We start from the raw sequence: 15,192 nt of genomic DNA on the forward strand, positions 1-15,192 counted from the left end.
ACCCGGGCGCCGGGGTTTGCAATGATCCGGCGGCTGACACTCGGATAGCGGCGAGCCAGCAACGCGTCGGTGACAACTTCCTTCAGCCACCACCGGCCTGAAATGGCCAGCAGGTGCTGCTCGCTGCTTTTTCCCGCGATCTCGACCAGGTCTTCTGTGCTCAGACGCGCCGACTCCGTCAGAACAGGACCAGCGATCGCAATCTCCTCGTTGCCGGCCAGGCGGCGAACAACCGAAGGCGGAGCTTGGGCGATCGGCGCGAGTTGAGCACTGATTTCAGCCAGCGCCATGCGAGCACTGACATCCGCAAGCGCTCGAATCTCGATTGTTCTAACAAGACGTTCGAGCACCTCATCAAACAGTTCGATCTGTTCGTTGTTCAGGCCGGCCGCGGACGACAAAAAGAGGTCCGTGACGCGCCTGATACTATCGAGGCTTTTTTCCGCTGAGCCGATCTTTATGGCCGCCTCGACTTCTTCGGAAATGGATAAATATGATTGTGGCATCGCTCATCCTGAGCGTTGGCGCGCTGTTCTAAGCTGGTTAATGGTTTCTAGAGCGAATACCTGAACGTTCGGTAAAACCGGCTCCGACGCGACAAGCTCGCTGTTCATCATCCCTCCCCATTTTTGTGGGGTCCGAGACGAGCAGAGCTCGCTCTATGGGTGACGCGAAGCGCCCAGCGCAGGTAAAGCCGCCCTATTTGGGCTTTTTCGCCGGCTCGGCCGGCCGCGCAACTCCCCAGGGATCATACTTTTCCTTGGGCTCCGGAATTCTCTGCAGCGCGGCCTTGTAGGCGGCATCATCCGCCTTGGGCCTCTTCTGCTCTGACTTGTTGTCATCGCCCGGATGGTGCCTGCTGCCCATCTGGGCGTTCGCAGGCATTACCGCCAACGCAGCGATCACGACTGCGAGGCTGAGAATTTTCATGAAGCTCTTACTCCCCTGACTTTCAGCTCGCACTCAGCTCCCGCAGAGCGCCGGGATCAAGCCTCAAGCTGATCGATCGGCGAGACAATACCAGGCAATGAGGAGCGGCTAGCCAGCCAGCGCGCCAGCAGCATGCCCGCGATCATCGCCGCCACAAAAATGACCGCCGCACGCGTGCCGAAGCCGAGCGCCGTCAACGCCGGACCAGGGCAAAAGCCCACCAATCCCCACCCGAGTCCAAAGATGGCAGGACCGGCAACAATCCGAACGTCCAGTTCGCGACTGGTCGGCACGTGGAATTTTTCACCAAACAGCGGGCCCGGTCGCTTCAAAACCCATTTGTAGCCGGCGAGCGTAACGGCGACGGCTCCGGCCATGACGAACGCGAGGCTTGGATCCCAACTGCCCGAACCAATGCCGCCGAGATCAAGAAAATTGAGCACCTTTGCGGGGTCAGACATCCCGGACAGCGCCAGTCCGAGGCCGAAGATCAAACCGATAAAAAATTGGGCAATGATGGCCATGGCGTTCAACCCAGATGCCGAGTGACGAACACTGTCGCGAACCCTGCCGCCATGAAGGTGATCGTTGCGACAAACGATCGTACTGATAGCCGCGAAATCCCGCAGACGCCGTGCCCGGAGGTGCAACCGCTGCCCCACACAGAGCCAAAGCCAACCAGGAAACCCCCTAGTACAAGGATGCTAGCGTTGGCCTGAATGGTTTGCGCCGGAAAACGCCCGGTTGCCAGCAGTACGACCATTGGCGCAGCAATGAGCCCCGCCACGAAAGCAAGCCGGCCGGCCAATTCAGCGTCCTCGTAGGGTGGAAACAGGCGCGCGGCGATGCCGCTGACACCGGCAATTCGTCCAGTAAGGGCCATTAACAATACCGCGGACAATCCTATTAGCGCACCGCCTGCAAAGGAGGCGATCGGCGTGAAGGAAGTGGCAACGTAAGGCATCAGGAATCTCCACCGATGCAATTACCCCGACGCCGATACACTAGTGCTCCATGCATCCAGCACAAGGTGCAGAAGTCCCAACAAATGGCTTATGCGACCGCAGCCCCTCTCGCTGGACACCCTGGCGATGCCTACGGTTCCTGAATTCAACGGCGGTTAACATTACCATCAAATTGCACGAGAGCGCCGAAGGCCTTCTTTCCCTTTCCTGCGCTAGGATTCCGCCGATGCGGTGGAAACGCGGCGCTGCGGGCGCTTGCCGATCCTCGCCGACGGGATACAGGAAGTGGCCCAGATTGCCGACACACCGGCGGTCGCTCTCGCGCGCGTCGATGACGCGAGCAAGCAACCGCGAAGGATCGCAGTTTCGCGAGGCGGCGGAGTCGCGCCACTTGCCGCAATCGACGTGAACCAGTGGCGCGCGCTGGCCGGACGCGCAATTGAGCCAAACGGCTATTACCTGCCGGGCTGGGCCTTGGCAGTGAACGCATTTGCAAGCGGCCGCACCGATGTATCAACACTGGTTGCTCGAGATCGTCATTCGCAAAACGGCAACGCCCGACTGATCGGGCTGATGCCATTCGTGCCGATGGCGCGCGCGTACAAAATTCCGCTGCCCGCTTTCGTAAGCGCTGAACCCTATGGCACGCTATGCACGCCGCTGCTCGATCCGGAGATGGCGCACGATGCGGCCCGGGAATTGATGCGACACGCACGCGACGGTGGAGCCCATGCGCTGGTGTTGCACGATGTATCGCTTGACGGCGCCGTCATGCGGGCTTTCAGCGAGGTGTTGCGACAGGAGCGCCTGCGCTGGCGCGTTCTCAACTCACATCTGCGCGCCTGCCTCGACGCTACGCGCGAGTGCGATGACATGCTGCGCGAGGCCTTGGGTGCCAAGAAGCTGAAAGAGCTGCGCCGGCAGCGCCATCGCCTGGCCGAGCATGGGGCGGTCAGTTTCGCAATCGCGCGCACCGCCGATGAGGTCACGACCGCGCTCGAAACATTCCTATCGTTGGAAGCCAGCGGATGGAAAGGAATGTGTCGCACCGCGTTGATCCAAGATGAGGGCGATGCCCGGTTCATCCGCCGTGCGGCTCCGGCTCTCGCCGAACACGGGCAATGCGAGGTCGTGACGTTAACGGCTGGCAATACCGCAATTGCGGCCGGCATCGTGCTTCGCCACCAGGAGCGCGCCTTCTATTTCAAGCTCGGGATTGACGAGCGGTTCGCGAAATTCTCGCCTGGCGTGCAACTCACGCTCGATCTGACCCGGCATCTCTGCGACGATCCTGCGATTGCCACCGCCGACTCCACGGCAAGCGCCGATCATCCGATGATCAATCCGATCTGGCGCGGACGGTTTGCGATTGGCGACGTCCTGATCCCGCTTCGGCGGAACGATCCGATGGTGTGGCTGATCCAGGCGGCGATGATAATTCGAGGCGCCATACGGGTGATCGCTCGCCGCGCGATCCATCTCGTTCCCGGTAAGCACCGCCCTCCCCTAAATACTACCTGGTCTATTCGGCCGCCTGCGCATTGACCTCCGCCGAAACCTGGCGGATGGCACGGGCGAGTTGTTCCGCGGGCTGAGCGCCGGACACCGCGTACTTCTGCGCGAACACAAACGTGGGCACGCCGGAGATGCCCTTGTCGGAAGCCTCCTTGGCCCAGGCCGAAATCAACGCGACGTCTTCGTCGCTCGCAAGGCGTCTGCGTACGTCCTCGGCATTTAGCCCGCAATCGGCCGCCGCCTGTACCAGCACGTCAATATTGGTCAGATCCCCGCCGTCACGGAAATACAATTCCATCAAGCGTTGCTTCATCTCTGCCGATTTGCCCTCGGCCTCGGCCCAGTGAATCAGCCGGTGGCAGTCGATGGTGTTGGGTTGACGTTTTACCAGGTCGGGCCGGTACTCCAGTCCCTCCTCGTTGGCAGCGGAGACCACACGCCCGGCAATACCTTTGTACGCCTCGGGCGAGCCGAACTTCGCAGTGAGGTACTCGTCACGGCTGATCCCCTCGCGCGGTACCCACGAATTGAGAAAGAACGGGCGCCACTTGATTTCCACCGGCACATCCGGCGTCAACGCGAGAGCGTTCTCGATCCGGCGCTTGCCGATATAGCACCAGGGACACACCACGTCGGAGACGATGTCGATTTGAAGCGGTTTCAGGGTGCTCATCGGGCGTTCTCCCTTGGAAGCCCAGAGATAAGCTCCAATCGCAACCTCGACAAGGCTGCTATTTGAGACTTGCTGCCATCATCCGCATCCGTTCGGCAGTCAGGTCATCGGCGGGAAAGAACGTTTCCAACGCCAATTCCGATAGCGTGATGTCAACGGGCGTACCGAAGATCATCGTTGTCGAAATAAAGCTCAGTGTCTCGCCATCGAGCCGCAGCTTGAACGGTATGGCGACATTATCGGCCGACGGCGGAGCCGACCTTGCCGGGATCCGATAAGCCTTTAGCTCCTGATACAAGCTTATCAGTTCGGGATCGGCGGTGGCTTCACATTGGCGGTGCAAGCGCTCGAGCAAGTGGCTGCACCATTCGGCGAGATTGACAGTGCGCGATGCCAGCGCTTCGGGGTGAAAAGCGAGGCGCAGAATGTTCATGGGTTGCGCGAGCAACCGCGGGGGAATGCTCTTTAGGAGCGGCATCACCATCCGGTTTGCGGAAACCAGGTTCCAGTGCCTGTCGTAAGCCAGCGCGGGATTGGGCTCATGCGCGCTCAGCACCTGATCGATTGCGGCCCGCGCTGATTTCAGCGCGGGATCCTCGAGCGAGCGCTGCGGAAAGGCCGGCGCATAACCCGCCGCGACCAGAAGTACATTGCGCTCGCGCAGCGGCACATCGAGACGCTCCGCCAGCTTCAGGACCATGTCGCGCGATGGCGCCGCTCGCCCTGTTTCCACGAAACTCAAATGCCGCGCGGAAATCTCGGCGTCCCCGGCAAGGTCGAGTTGGCTGAGATGGCGGCGCTGACGCCATTGGCGGAGATGATCGCCGACATGCGCCGGCTTGGCGGCGTCGGCTCGCGCGCTGGCAGTGTTTGCGTTCATGGCGGAAAACCTACCATGCGAATTTCACACATTCCATTACGTCGCAGGTAATGGAATCGCCGAGCCGGTCGGGTCATCGTGCGCTTCCAATCCACTCTCACCGAAGGAGATCACGATGATCCATCCATCCTTGTTCCTGCGCCGGGCTATTCTTGCCGATGCCATCTTCAGCGGCGTCTCAGCGGTGTTACTTACCTTCGGCGCCGGCGAGCTTACGCCACTGCTTGATTTACCAGAGGCGCTGTTGCGCGGGACCGGTCTGTTCCTGATCGCCTATACCGCGCTGGTCGGCTGGCTCGGCATGGGACCATCGATGCCAAAGCCGCTGGTAGCCGTCGTGATAGCAGGCAACGCGGCCTGGACCGTCGCCAGTATCGCCCTGCTGTTCAGTGGCGCGGTCACGCCCAACCTCCTCGGCGAAAGCTTCGTCGCCGTCCAAGCGTTCATCGTGGGCGCGCTGGCCGAGTTGCAATTCATCGGCCTGCGCCGAAGTGGCGGCGAATTGGCGGCCTAGAAGTTCAGTGACCGCAAGCGAAGCAATCCGAGCGCATTGTGAATTCGAATTGCTTCGTTCGCTTCTCCTGGTCGCAAGGACGCGAAGCGCAGCACAGTTACTGGAAGGCCAGGAAGGTACACTGAAGGAGGCCAATCAGGGCGCGGTCGACCTGACGCGTTGCCTGAACGGAGCTTAGGCCGAAGCCCGACTGTCGCGAGCCGGCTTCCTTTCCTGCTTGCCGCTGGCATTACCACTGGCCCTGGTGAATATTCCGGGCCGTACTGACATCGCTTTACGAGTGCTTATCTGGCCGCCGTCGCCATTCGGTTGCTTCCCGTTAAGGTGCTGGCCGTTCAGTTTGACGCTGTTCGCGTGCCCGTTCATTTCCGCGCCGGGGTTCTTCTGAAGCGGCTCGTTCGCAGTCGCTTCTGCGGCTTGCCTGGCTTTTTTGAGTGCCTTCCTCTCGGCTTTCAATTTCAGGCGCAGCCTTTCGGCCCTCGCCTCCGCCCGTTTTTTCTTGCGCTTCTTTTCGCAAGCATCGCATCTGCAGCCGATCGGCTTCAGGTAGGCTTTGAAATAGTCAGTACCGTAATCGTAGTTGATTTCTTCGCCGGGCTCGATGTTCTTGATCGCCCGGATCACGACTTTGCGCTTGCGCGGCATGACGTCGGATTCCGCGTTTGGCTTGCAGGCGTGATTGATATAGCGGGCGATGTTCTCCCGCACGGACCCATCGATGGTCCAGCGGCCGTTCAGCTCGAAAAGGTACTTGTTCTCGACCGCGTCGTCCTTTTTCTTTCGGGAATCCAGCAGCGGACCAAAATATCGGACGATTTTCGCGCCCTTCTTGATCGGTTTGGTTGCGAAGAGGCCAAGTCCGGTGCGGGAACGGCCGATGCGATAAGGTTTTTTCGGCGAAATGACAGGCATGATCGATAATGCAACTACACGCTAGTGAAACAGGAATGGCGAGGCGGCTGTTCTAGGACGATTCTGCGCCGCTGTCAGGTCTTTCGGTTGCTTGACTCCAACCTTCCCCAGAATGCGAAACGCGAGCAGTTGGTTCCGCGATGAAGCTATCAATACGCGGCATGTGTTATCGCTTCGATACCGAAACGGCAATCGATACTGATTGATCATGCTCGACGCGACACAGTTCGCGCCAATCCCGCTGCGATCAACGCTGGAGTACTTGCCCTATGGCACGTTTGAGCATCGCATCCAGCAGGACGCCGGCGTCAGTGCCTTTTGGCAGCCGGTTGAGAATATCGCTCAGTCGACCGTCCAGCAGCAGCATGGTAAAGCCGTGCACCAATGACCAGGAGCGCGCGATATCCGCACCCTGTTCAAGCGAGAGCGCCTGCTCGGAAATTTGTTCATGACGGACGGCGCCAATCGCGCCGGCTAGACCGGCGAAAGATGCATTGGCGGCATCGCACAGCGCAGGCCGGGACATATCGAGCCGTTCGGTGCGGAACATCAGCCCATACATGCCGGGATGAGCTTGCGCATAGGCGACGTAGGCTTTGGCGCGAGCCAACGCCCTCTCCAGCGGAGAACTTCCGATGCCGCCGGCGGCAGCCATCGCCGCATTGAATTGACGGAAGCCGACCGCCGCAAGCTCGCTCACGAGCCCGACCAGATCGGCAAAATGATGCGCCGGTGCGGCATGCGAGACGCCCGCCTCCCGCGCGACCGCACGTAGTGTCAATCCCGCGAGTCCCTCTCGCTCCAGCACCCGCTCGGCCGCTTCGAGCAGCGCAGTACGCAGCCCGCCATGATGGTACGGGGCTTCTCGCCGCACGACTGCGCGCGGCCCCCGTTTGCGGAGGCGGGCCGGCCCGGCAGCGGTCGCCCGACGTTGGTTTTTGCTTTTGATTCCGACAATTCGCGGTTTTCTGGCCATTTCGGCCCCTTTATAGATCACAATTTTGACACTGTAAAGATTTGGCCTTGACGATGTGCTTTCCGGCTATTATCCATCTTGACGATGTAAAGATGCGATGAGGCTGCCATGACGATTTTCCTCATTCTCGCGCCCTACGGCGCCTTCGCAATCCTCATGGTCCTGAGCTCGGCCGCGGTGAGCTTGTTCGTGTCCGCCGCGATTTGCCTCGCGGTGATCGTCTATGATGCGATTGGCGGTTGTTCGCTCAAGCTGCTCGGCGCTGGTTCGGCGTTCCTGTTCGTCGCCCTGGGCCTCTATATCATCCTGATTGATTCCAGCTTGAGCAGCACGCAAGTAAAACTCACGGTCGATATGGGCATGCTGGCGATCTCGGTTGGTTCGCTTATCATGCGCCGGCCGTTCACGCTGCAATATGCCCGCGAAGCCGTCGATGCCGAAACGGCGCGGCGGCCCGAATTCGTGAAGGCTAACTACGTAATTTCCGCGGCGTGGGCGCTGGCCTTTGTGCTGATGGTAGCGGCCAACGTTCTCTTGATCTATATCCCCGGTCTGCCGCTATGGTCCGGAATTGCGATCGCATTCGCGGCCCGTAACTCCGCGCTTGTATTCACCAGATGGTATCCGGAGTATCGCCGGGCAAAGCTCCCGACGACCGTGCAGATCCAGTAAGCGCAGATGCATCAATCAAGAACTGTTTAATCGGTCGCTCGTTGCGGCGACCAAAGCACCGGGGGAGATTCGGGGATGAAGGACGCACTGGCCAAGCTCTTATTTGATTTTCTGTCGGCCATTATCTTTCTCGTGCTCTATTTGAGCACTGGCAATGTGGTGCTGGCGACAGCGGTGGCGATCGCCGGCGCCGTGGCGCAGGTCGTCTACAGCCGGATCAAAAGGCAGCCGCTCGGCTTCATGACTTACGCAAGCCTGGCGCTGGTGATCGTGCTCGGCACCGCGACGTTGTTGACCAACGATCCGCGGTTCGTGCTTGCGAAACCTTCGATTGCCCATTTCGCCATCGGCGCGATCATGCTCAAGCGTGGCTGGCTGCTGCGCTACATGCCGCCGATCGTGGTCGAGACCATTCCTGAATATGTAACAGTCGCGGGCTACGCCTGGGCGATCCTGATGTTTTCGCTCGGCTTGGGCACTATCGCAATCGCCTCGACGGGCGACCTCAAATTATGGGCTTTTTATGTAGGCGTGGTCCTGCTCGGGGCCAAGCTTGCGGCGTTCGCCCTGCAATACCTCGCGTTTCGCTTTCTCGTCACAAGCCGGATACGCGCCGCCCAGGCCTGATCGCCACAACATCGAAGCATTCGAGGACGATCGAGCCGCAAGCAAGCCGAACGACGGCCCGATTCGGCTTGCAGCACGAGATGCGCTATACCGCGGCTGCAGCCACCCTGACCCGACCCGACCGCTCGGGTTTCGAACAAAAGCTGAGGAGACGATAGAATGGCCGTCGACGGAAACTGGAACATCACCATGAGCACTCCGATGGGCGAGCGCAATGCGACGCTTACGCTGAAGAACTCAGGTGGCACGTTAACGGGCAGCCAGGGCGCCGACGGCCAGTCGACCGAGATTTTCGACGGCACCGCAAACGGCGATGACCTCGCCTGGAAAGTTTCGATCACCAACCCGATGCCGTTGACGCTTGAGTTTACGGGCAAGGTCTCGGGGGACACCATTTCCGGCGAAATGGGCATCGGCCCGATGGGCAGCTTCCCGTTCAGGGGGACGCGAGCTTGACAAATGTGAGCGCGTGGCCCCTCACCCCAAATTCAATTCCTTGAAGAAGTCGTTGCCCTTGTCATCGATGATGATGAAGGCCGGAAAATCCTCGACTTCGATGCGCCAGATCGCTTCCATCCCAAGTTCCGGATATTCCACGACCTCGACCTTCTTGATGCAGTGCTCGGCAAGATTCGCCGCCGCTCCGCCGATCGAGCCGAGATAAAAACCGCCGTGCTTCTTGCAAGCGTCGCGCACGGCCGCGGCGCGATTGCCCTTCGCTACCATCACCATCGAGCCGCCGGCCGCCTGGAATTGATCGACGAACGAGTCCATCCGCCCGGCGGTTGTGGGACCGAACGCGCCGGAGGCATAGCCGTCAGGCGTCTTGGCCGGACCGGCATAGTAAATCGGATGATCCTTGAAATAGTTCGGCAGAGGTTCGCCTTTTTCCAGCCGCTCGCGCAACTTGGCATGCGCGGAATCGCGAGCGACGATCATGGTGCCGGTCAGCGACAGCCGGGTTTTGATTGGATGCCTGGAAAGGTTCGCCAGAATTTGCGTCATCGGCTGGTTGAGATCGATTTTCACGACTTCGCCGCCGAGCGCGTGCTCGACCGCTGGAAGGTATTGAGCGGGGTTGTGCTCGAGCGCTTCGAGATAGACGCCGTCCCTTGTGATTTTACCGAGCACCTGGCGGTCGGCCGAACAGGACACGCCGAGCCCTATCGGAAGTGAGGCGCCGTGGCGCGGCAAACGGATCACCCGCACATCATGACAAAAATATTTTCCGCCGAACTGCGCGCCAACGCCGAGCGACTGCGTCATCTTCAATATTTGCTGCTCCATCTCTAGATCGCGGAACGCATTGCCATCGGCAGAACCCTCCGTCGGCAATGCATCGAGATAGCGCGCTGAGGCGAGTTTCACGGTCTTCATGCACAGTTCAGCCGACGTGCCGCCGATCACGATTGCAAGGTGATACGGCGGACACGCCGCGGTGCCCAAGGTCAGCACCTTCTCTTTCAGGAACGCCAACAGCCGATCCTTGGTGAGCACCGAGGGCGTCGCCTGAAACAGGAAACTCTTGTTGGCACTGCCGCCGCCCTTTGCCATGAACATGAATTTGTAGCTGTCATCGCCTTCGGCATAAATCTCGCACTGCGCCGGCATGTTATTGGCGGTGTTTTTTTCCTCATACATCGACAGTGGCGCCACTTGCGAATAGCGCAGGTTGCGGCGCAGATAGGCGTCACGCGCTCCTTCGGAAAGTGCCGCTTCGTCGTCGCCATCGGTGAGCACGCGGGCGCCCTTCTTGGCCATGATGATGGCGGTGCCGGTGTCCTGGCACATCGGCAGCACGCCGCCGGCGGCAATGTTGGCGTTCTTGAGAAAATCAAAGGCGACAAACTTGTCGTTATCGCTGGCCTCGGGATCGTCGAGGATGCTGCGCAATTGCTTCAGATGACCGGGACGAAGGTAATGATTGATGTCACCGAACGCCGCCTCGCTGAGCGCCCGCAGCGCTTCGCGCGAGACCACCAGCATGTCCTTGCCCAGCACCTTCTCCAGCCGCACGCCATCGCTCGTAATCTTCTTGTAGGGAGTGGTGTCTTCTCCCAGCGGAAACAGCGGCGTGTGCTTGTAGGGCGGAACGGGCTTGGGATCGGGAAAAGCGGTCGGAGCGTTCATGGAACAATAAGCCTACTGATTTGAGCCTGTCGTCAGTCCGGTTCTAAGCCCTTTACGCCCCTGTTTAAAGGCTCGAAGGCGCCCTCGCGCAGGTCTTCACGTTCGCTCGCCGAAAGGTCGAGGCCTATATAGGTCGGTTATGGCCCCGCTTGTCGCGGGTATCCACGTTTCGTTTGAACCAAAAAGGCCTGGATGGCGGGGACATCTTCGCGCGAAACGCGCTTCGCGCGTTTGCCCAGCCAAGACGAAAGGAATGCTTGTCTAAAGCCTCAGCCCTTGCGCTGACCCTTGGCGGACGCTTCAATGCGGGCGGGGGTATTCATGCCAAAAACTCAGCTGGCACGTTCGAGATTCGGCACGCTTGCGATACTAAGCACGCTCGCGCTGGTAATCGCACTTGCCTCCTCACCGGCTCGCGCCGATCGATGCGACGATCTCGCAAACCAGCTTAAAGGGCAGATCGAGGGGCTCGGCGTTGGCAAGACCGCGGCCAACGTGATCTATCTGTCGCATCCGAAAGCCCGGGAGATCAGGCTTGGCTGCGCCGGACGCAATTATGCCAACGAATTGTATGCGAAATCCGATGGCCGCAAGCCAACGCCGGCTTTTCTCGATCTCGTCGCTAGTGCGGCTGCGATTATCTTCACGCTGCCAAAGGACGATATGCTGAGAGGAGCGAGCCGCTGTATCAAGCGCATCGGCATTCTCCATGGCAACGACGTGTCCACGCGCTATCGCCGGCTCGATATGCGGTGCACGAGGACAAAAACCGAGACCTCGATCGCCATCTCACGCGGCACGGGCGAATAACCGAAGCTCATGCTGTTGCGGCGATATCAGCAATTTTAAACAATAGCGCTCTTTCCCCGGGTATTTCAGTCTCCCGTTCACCATCGGCCGGCATTGGGCCGGATGGCGCGAGCTTTAACGTTTGGATTCATAAAGCATTCGCCCGCGGCCGGTCACAGTCCCCGTGCACTGAAAGGACCTTACCCAATGAGCACTATTTCGAGCATCCCTGCGTCCGTTCCGGTCAAGGCGCCTGAAGTCAGCGCGGCGAAAGTACCTGATGTAAAGAGCGACAAAGACGCCGATGAGGCCGATGCGCCGCAGCCGACCGTTTTGGCGCCACTTCCGCCTGGACAGGGGACGAGAATCGACCAGCTCGTCTGAGGCCAGAACTAAAAATTCAACCGATCAAATAGGCGGTCTGCTCTCCTCTGGTGTCCCAGCTCAGCCGAGGTTTATACTGCTGGTAAGCGCGGGGATACGGACCAATGCCTGAAAGCAGGACGTACACTGGCGGTTGCCATTGCGGCCTGGTGCGCTTCGAATGCACCACCGATCTGGCGATGGTGACCGCGTGCAACTGTTCGATTTGCACCAAGAAGGGCCTGCATTTCGCCTTCCTCGCGCCGACGCTTTTTCAGCTCCGCGCAGGTGAGGACAATCTGCAGGAATACCTGTTCAATAAACACGAGATCCGGCATCAACTCTGCATGGACTGTGGGGTAGAAGTTTTCGCGCGCGGTAAAAAACCCGACGGCACCGAAGTGATTGCGCTTAACGTCAGCTGTATCGATGGCATTGATCTGGCTAACCTGACGATGACGCGGGTCGATGGGCGCCATCGATAGCGAGCGAGCGCGCTTCCTGTCCCTTCCCTTTTACGAATCCAATTCCTTGTAGTGCCGGAAGATGCCGTCCTCGTTGAAGGCAATCCGGCGATCGCTGGAGAGGTACGCCTTGATGTTCGGCCTCGCGACGACGCGCCGGTGCAGCCCGATCAGGTCCGGAATTTCTGGTTCGAAGTTTTTCATGCGTTTCGGAAACGCATAGCGAAGCCCTTCCACGATCTGGAACAGCGACAGATCGACGTAGGTCAGCCTGCGACCGGTGACATAAGCGCCACCGTTGCTCTTTAAGACGCGTTCGAAATAGCCGAGATATTTCGGAACCCGCTCTTTCCAGAATTCGTCGGTGCGTCTTTTGGCGGGGGCGCGCTGATCCTCATAGTACAGCGTCGGCCCCAGCGGATGATGGGTGTCGTGAGCCTCCAGCACAAGATCGGCGAGGGTGAGCTGCAACTGATGCACCCACAGCTTTCCCGCCTCCGTTTTCGGAGCGAGACCGTGCCGCGACCCGAGATAGAGGAGGATATTGGCTGTCTGCCCGATCACGAGCTTGCCGGCCTTTAGAAAAGGCGGCGCGAATGGCGGGGTGCCTGGATGGCCCTCCATCATTCGCATCATCTCGCTCATGCCGCGTTCGCCTCGCGCGACATCGACATAGTCAGCACCCGCCTCTTCCAGAGCCAGGCGGATGTATTCGCCGCGGCCCTGAATGCCGGGCCAGTAATAGAGCTCGTATCGCATGCAGACACGATCCTTCGACAGCACGTCGGCGACGTGGCGTCGCGCTGGCGAGACTACAGCCTCAGCACGAACTCACAAAGCGCGTTAGTTCGCCGCGAAGCAATAAAGCAGGCCATCGCCGCCGGTGCTCCTGAGGTCAGCCTGCGAGCAGCCGCCGTCCGGCCCCCGCGAGGGATGCGAACTGTTCCAGGACTTCGAGGCGTCGTCATCGCGCAGGCCCATGCGGTCGAAATGCCCTAGCATGGCCGATCCCTGCGTGCTGCTCGTCCAATTTTTGCAAGTGCGGTCGTCGCCGCCTGCGAAAGCAGTGCCGTCCGGCTGCGATCCCGTTAGTACGTCATGGCGGTTTGGCGTATCGCCGCGGCCATTGAGCACCTCGCCCTTCTCGCTCAGCGCAGTCTGTTTGGTGATGTTGTTGGCGCCGTGCAACTCGGCGACATCCTTGGCGATGACCACGCCTTTGGAATTCTGCCACGGGCCCTTGCCGATGCGGTCACGGGCATTCACCGCGGGCTGACCGTCGGCAGCCTGGGTTGAAAGATAAGCGCGCCAAGTTTTCGCGCCGGCACCCGCGGCCTGCGCGAGCGCCTGACAATGATTATCGGCGCCCGCGAGACCGCCCAGGTTTGCGCCATTGCCGATACCGGTTGAGGTTACAAAGAAAGTCGTACCGGCGTTCTGCGCTTGCGCCGATTGTATCGCGAGCGCGGTGCATGACGTCAGCGCTCCCAGCCCCAGCAAAAGCCGCGAAATATTCAGTCCGAAATTGGGCATCGAATCCTCCGAGTTTATTTTCTTGAAGCCGGATTGGCGACTGTGACGTCAACACGTCCAGGACGAAATTATTCCGCTCGCGGCGAACCCACCAAGCAAATCGGCGCAGCTGAACACGCTAAATAAGCGGCAGTCCTGGTAGCCGGATATCCTGCTCGGCCGGCGCAGCCGAGCCCAATTGCCCTCATGCAAGCGCGGCGTTCATTCCGATGGTGTGGTACAGTTAGGCTGTCGCTGCTGGGAGCGAGCATGAAGCGTCGGGAGTTCATCACGCTTTGCGTAGGCGCGGCGACGTGGCCACTCAGCGCGCGGGCGCAGCAAGGTCTGACGCCGGTGATCGGCTTCCTTAATGCCGCTTCCGCCGAAAGCTACGCCCCTCAACTAGCGGCTTTCCTCGAAGGCCTCCGTGAGACCGGTTTCGTCGATGGCCGCAACCTGGCCATAGAGTACCGCTGGGGACAGGACCAAAATGATCGCCTTCCGGCGTTGGCTGCCGATTTGGTTCGGCATCATGTCGCGGTCATCGCCGCTACCAGCACGCCGGCGGCCTTGGCTGCGAAATCGGCGACCCAGACCATTCCAATCGTGTTCGAATCCGCCGCAGACCCGGTTCAGCTCGGTCTCGTCGAGAGCCTGAACCGGCCAGGCGGTAATGTCACAGGCGTGACCCAACTGAACGTGGAAGTCGCACCGAAACGGCTGGAGATACTGCATGAGCTGTTTCCTGCGGCGAGCGTGATGGCATTTCTGGTCGATCCCAGTGAGCCCGCCGTTGCTGAGGCCAGCGCGAACCAAATGAGAGCGGCTGCCGATACGCTGGGCCTGAAGTTGCATGTGCTTAATGCAAGCTCCGAAAGCGATTTCGACGCGGTATTTGCGAAAGTCAGCCAATTGCGGGCAGACGCGTTGATTATCAGCGCAGGGACGGCGATTTTCGCAAGCCGCAGCGGGCGGCTCGGCGCGTTGGCCACCGAACATGGAGTGCCATCGGCCGGTCCAAACCACGGCTTTGTCAGGGGCGGCGGCTTGATGAGCTACGGCGCCGATATCATCGAGGCCTATCGCCTTACGGGCGGATATGTGGGCCGTGTTCTCAAGGGGGAAAAGCCAGCCGAGCTTCCCGTCCAGCAAGCGACCAAAATCGAGTTGACGATCAATCTCAAGGCCGCAAAAGCACTCGGCATCACGGTGCCGTTGACCCTGCTTGGCCGCGCCGAGGAGGTGATCGAATAACCGTTCACGCACATAA

Annotated in this window: 20 protein-coding genes; 9 read left to right on the top strand and 11 right to left on the bottom strand. The window is 60.0% G+C overall.

Annotation, left to right across the window (positions count from 1 at the left end):
• The 4 genes from VJV58_RS09865 to VJV58_RS09880 all read right to left on the bottom strand — a co-directional run.
• Positions 1-506: DUF2336 domain-containing protein (locus VJV58_RS09865; RefSeq protein ID WP_324137154.1), on the bottom strand; the 506-nt coding region annotated here is incomplete at its 3' end.
• Between the two features lie 193 nt (positions 507-699).
• A complete protein-coding gene (locus VJV58_RS09870) occupies positions 700-930 on the bottom strand; it encodes a hypothetical protein (RefSeq protein WP_324137155.1) in 231 nt (76 codons plus the stop codon).
• Between the two features lie 56 nt (positions 931-986).
• Positions 987-1,454 carry a DUF6691 family protein gene (locus VJV58_RS09875; RefSeq protein ID WP_324137156.1) on the bottom strand — a complete coding sequence of 156 codons (468 nt, stop codon included), beginning with the start codon at positions 1,452-1,454 and terminating at the stop codon, positions 987-989.
• A 5-nt stretch (positions 1,455-1,459) separates the two neighbouring features.
• Positions 1,460-1,894, bottom strand: coding sequence for a YeeE/YedE family protein (locus VJV58_RS09880; protein ID WP_324137157.1), 435 nt, complete (start codon positions 1,892-1,894; stop codon positions 1,460-1,462).
• A gap of 286 nt (positions 1,895-2,180) precedes the next feature.
• Between VJV58_RS09880 and VJV58_RS09885 the strand changes: the two genes are divergently transcribed.
• Positions 2,181-3,440: a GNAT family N-acetyltransferase gene (locus VJV58_RS09885; RefSeq protein WP_414641465.1), complete on the top strand. Its 1,260-nt coding sequence runs from the start codon at positions 2,181-2,183 to the stop codon at positions 3,438-3,440.
• On the opposite strand, the gene VJV58_RS09890 is transcribed toward VJV58_RS09885, so the two are convergent.
• Positions 3,418-4,083: a DsbA family oxidoreductase gene (locus tag VJV58_RS09890; protein WP_324137158.1), complete on the bottom strand. Its 666-nt coding sequence runs from the start codon at positions 4,081-4,083 to the stop codon at positions 3,418-3,420. The genes VJV58_RS09885 and VJV58_RS09890 overlap by 23 nt on opposite strands.
• A 58-nt stretch (positions 4,084-4,141) precedes the next feature.
• Positions 4,142-4,963 (bottom strand): helix-turn-helix transcriptional regulator, encoded by an 822-nt coding sequence (locus VJV58_RS09895; RefSeq protein ID WP_324137159.1) that lies wholly within the window; start codon positions 4,961-4,963, stop codon positions 4,142-4,144.
• Positions 4,964-5,078: 115 nt separating this feature from the next.
• On the opposite strand from VJV58_RS09895, the gene VJV58_RS09900 reads away from it, so the two are divergent.
• Positions 5,079-5,477 (top strand): hypothetical protein, encoded by a 399-nt coding sequence (locus VJV58_RS09900; RefSeq protein ID WP_324137160.1) that lies wholly within the window; start codon positions 5,079-5,081, stop codon positions 5,475-5,477.
• Positions 5,478-5,651: 174 nt separating this feature from the next.
• Here VJV58_RS09900 and VJV58_RS09905 read toward each other — a convergent pair whose 3' ends face one another.
• On the bottom strand, positions 5,652-6,389 hold the full coding sequence (locus VJV58_RS09905; protein ID WP_324137161.1) for an SET domain-containing protein: 738 nt from the start codon (positions 6,387-6,389) through the stop codon (positions 5,652-5,654).
• Between the two features lie 247 nt (positions 6,390-6,636).
• Positions 6,637-7,365, bottom strand: a complete 729-nt coding sequence (locus tag VJV58_RS09910) for a TetR/AcrR family transcriptional regulator (protein WP_324137162.1) — start codon at positions 7,363-7,365, stop codon at positions 6,637-6,639.
• A gap of 108 nt (positions 7,366-7,473) precedes the next feature.
• On the opposite strand from VJV58_RS09910, the gene VJV58_RS09915 reads away from it, so the two are divergent.
• From VJV58_RS09915 to VJV58_RS09925, 3 genes are all read left to right on the top strand, one after another.
• Positions 7,474-8,037 (top strand): hypothetical protein, encoded by a 564-nt coding sequence (locus VJV58_RS09915; protein WP_324137163.1) that lies wholly within the window; start codon positions 7,474-7,476, stop codon positions 8,035-8,037.
• A gap of 75 nt (positions 8,038-8,112) precedes the next feature.
• Positions 8,113-8,664 carry an inner membrane-spanning protein YciB gene (locus VJV58_RS09920; protein WP_324137164.1) on the top strand — a complete coding sequence of 184 codons (552 nt, stop codon included), beginning with the start codon at positions 8,113-8,115 and terminating at the stop codon, positions 8,662-8,664.
• Positions 8,665-8,823: 159 nt separating this feature from the next.
• Positions 8,824-9,120, top strand: a complete 297-nt coding sequence (locus VJV58_RS09925; protein ID WP_324137165.1) for a hypothetical protein — start codon at positions 8,824-8,826, stop codon at positions 9,118-9,120.
• 21 nt (positions 9,121-9,141) lie between these two features.
• Here the strand turns inward: VJV58_RS09925 and VJV58_RS09930 are convergent, their stop codons facing one another.
• Positions 9,142-10,794: a fumarate hydratase gene (locus VJV58_RS09930; RefSeq protein WP_324137166.1), complete on the bottom strand. Its 1,653-nt coding sequence runs from the start codon at positions 10,792-10,794 to the stop codon at positions 9,142-9,144.
• Between the two features lie 321 nt (positions 10,795-11,115).
• On the opposite strand from VJV58_RS09930, the gene VJV58_RS09935 reads away from it, so the two are divergent.
• The 3 genes from VJV58_RS09935 to VJV58_RS09945 all read left to right on the top strand — a co-directional run bounded on the left by VJV58_RS09935 (position 11,116) and on the right by VJV58_RS09945 (position 12,431).
• The gene (locus VJV58_RS09935) at positions 11,116-11,604 is read left to right on the top strand and encodes a hypothetical protein (RefSeq protein WP_324137167.1); all 489 of its coding nucleotides are present in this window, start codon (positions 11,116-11,118) and stop codon (positions 11,602-11,604) included.
• 186 nt (positions 11,605-11,790) lie between these two features.
• Positions 11,791-11,967: a hypothetical protein gene (locus VJV58_RS09940; protein WP_324137168.1), complete on the top strand. Its 177-nt coding sequence runs from the start codon at positions 11,791-11,793 to the stop codon at positions 11,965-11,967.
• A 104-nt stretch (positions 11,968-12,071) separates the two neighbouring features.
• A complete protein-coding gene (locus VJV58_RS09945; protein WP_324137169.1) occupies positions 12,072-12,431 on the top strand; it encodes a GFA family protein in 360 nt (119 codons plus the stop codon).
• Positions 12,432-12,461: 30 nt separating this feature from the next.
• Here VJV58_RS09945 and VJV58_RS09950 read toward each other — a convergent pair whose 3' ends face one another.
• The gene (locus VJV58_RS09950) at positions 12,462-13,169 is read right to left on the bottom strand and encodes a glutathione S-transferase (RefSeq protein ID WP_324137170.1); all 708 of its coding nucleotides are present in this window, start codon (positions 13,167-13,169) and stop codon (positions 12,462-12,464) included.
• A gap of 84 nt (positions 13,170-13,253) precedes the next feature.
• Entirely contained in the window at positions 13,254-13,943 is a 690-nt protein-coding gene (locus tag VJV58_RS09955; protein ID WP_324137171.1) for a lectin, read from the bottom strand.
• A 249-nt stretch (positions 13,944-14,192) separates the two neighbouring features.
• Between VJV58_RS09955 and VJV58_RS09960 the strand changes: the two genes are divergently transcribed.
• Positions 14,193-15,176 (top strand): ABC transporter substrate-binding protein, encoded by a 984-nt coding sequence (locus VJV58_RS09960; protein WP_324137172.1) that lies wholly within the window; start codon positions 14,193-14,195, stop codon positions 15,174-15,176.
• Positions 15,177-15,192: the final 16 nt, after the last annotated feature.

It is taken from the genome of Bradyrhizobium sp., assembly GCF_035273305.1.
Lineage (GTDB): Bacteria > Pseudomonadota > Alphaproteobacteria > Rhizobiales > Xanthobacteraceae > Bradyrhizobium.

Excerpts from the sequence above, each read along its gene's own strand:
- VJV58_RS09915 (WP_324137163.1), top strand. The coding sequence starts at position 7,474 with ATGACGATTTTCCTCATTCTCGCGCCCTACGGCGCCTTCGCAATCCTC.
- VJV58_RS09905 (WP_324137161.1), bottom strand. The coding sequence starts at position 6,389 with ATGCCTGTCATTTCGCCGAAAAAACCTTATCGCATCGGCCGTTCCCGC.
- VJV58_RS09900 (WP_324137160.1), top strand. The coding sequence starts at position 5,079 with ATGATCCATCCATCCTTGTTCCTGCGCCGGGCTATTCTTGCCGATGCC.
- VJV58_RS09955 (WP_324137171.1), bottom strand. The coding sequence starts at position 13,943 with ATGCCCAATTTCGGACTGAATATTTCGCGGCTTTTGCTGGGGCTGGGA.
- VJV58_RS09880 (WP_324137157.1), bottom strand. The coding sequence starts at position 1,894 with ATGCCTTACGTTGCCACTTCCTTCACGCCGATCGCCTCCTTTGCAGGC.
- VJV58_RS09935 (WP_324137167.1), top strand. The coding sequence starts at position 11,116 with ATGCCAAAAACTCAGCTGGCACGTTCGAGATTCGGCACGCTTGCGATA.
- VJV58_RS09925 (WP_324137165.1), top strand. The coding sequence starts at position 8,824 with ATGGCCGTCGACGGAAACTGGAACATCACCATGAGCACTCCGATGGGC.
- VJV58_RS09950 (WP_324137170.1), bottom strand. The coding sequence starts at position 13,169 with ATGCGATACGAGCTCTATTACTGGCCCGGCATTCAGGGCCGCGGCGAA.
- VJV58_RS09910 (WP_324137162.1), bottom strand. The coding sequence starts at position 7,365 with ATGGCCAGAAAACCGCGAATTGTCGGAATCAAAAGCAAAAACCAACGT.
- VJV58_RS09940 (WP_324137168.1), top strand. The coding sequence starts at position 11,791 with ATGAGCACTATTTCGAGCATCCCTGCGTCCGTTCCGGTCAAGGCGCCT.
- VJV58_RS09895 (WP_324137159.1), bottom strand. The coding sequence starts at position 4,963 with ATGAACGCAAACACTGCCAGCGCGCGAGCCGACGCCGCCAAGCCGGCG.
- VJV58_RS09920 (WP_324137164.1), top strand. The coding sequence starts at position 8,113 with ATGAAGGACGCACTGGCCAAGCTCTTATTTGATTTTCTGTCGGCCATT.
- VJV58_RS09875 (WP_324137156.1), bottom strand. The coding sequence starts at position 1,454 with ATGGCCATCATTGCCCAATTTTTTATCGGTTTGATCTTCGGCCTCGGA.
- VJV58_RS09890 (WP_324137158.1), bottom strand. The coding sequence starts at position 4,083 with ATGAGCACCCTGAAACCGCTTCAAATCGACATCGTCTCCGACGTGGTG.
- VJV58_RS09960 (WP_324137172.1), top strand. The coding sequence starts at position 14,193 with ATGAAGCGTCGGGAGTTCATCACGCTTTGCGTAGGCGCGGCGACGTGG.
- VJV58_RS09930 (WP_324137166.1), bottom strand. The coding sequence starts at position 10,794 with ATGAACGCTCCGACCGCTTTTCCCGATCCCAAGCCCGTTCCGCCCTAC.
- VJV58_RS09945 (WP_324137169.1), top strand. The coding sequence starts at position 12,072 with ATGCCTGAAAGCAGGACGTACACTGGCGGTTGCCATTGCGGCCTGGTG.
- VJV58_RS09870 (WP_324137155.1), bottom strand. The coding sequence starts at position 930 with ATGAAAATTCTCAGCCTCGCAGTCGTGATCGCTGCGTTGGCGGTAATG.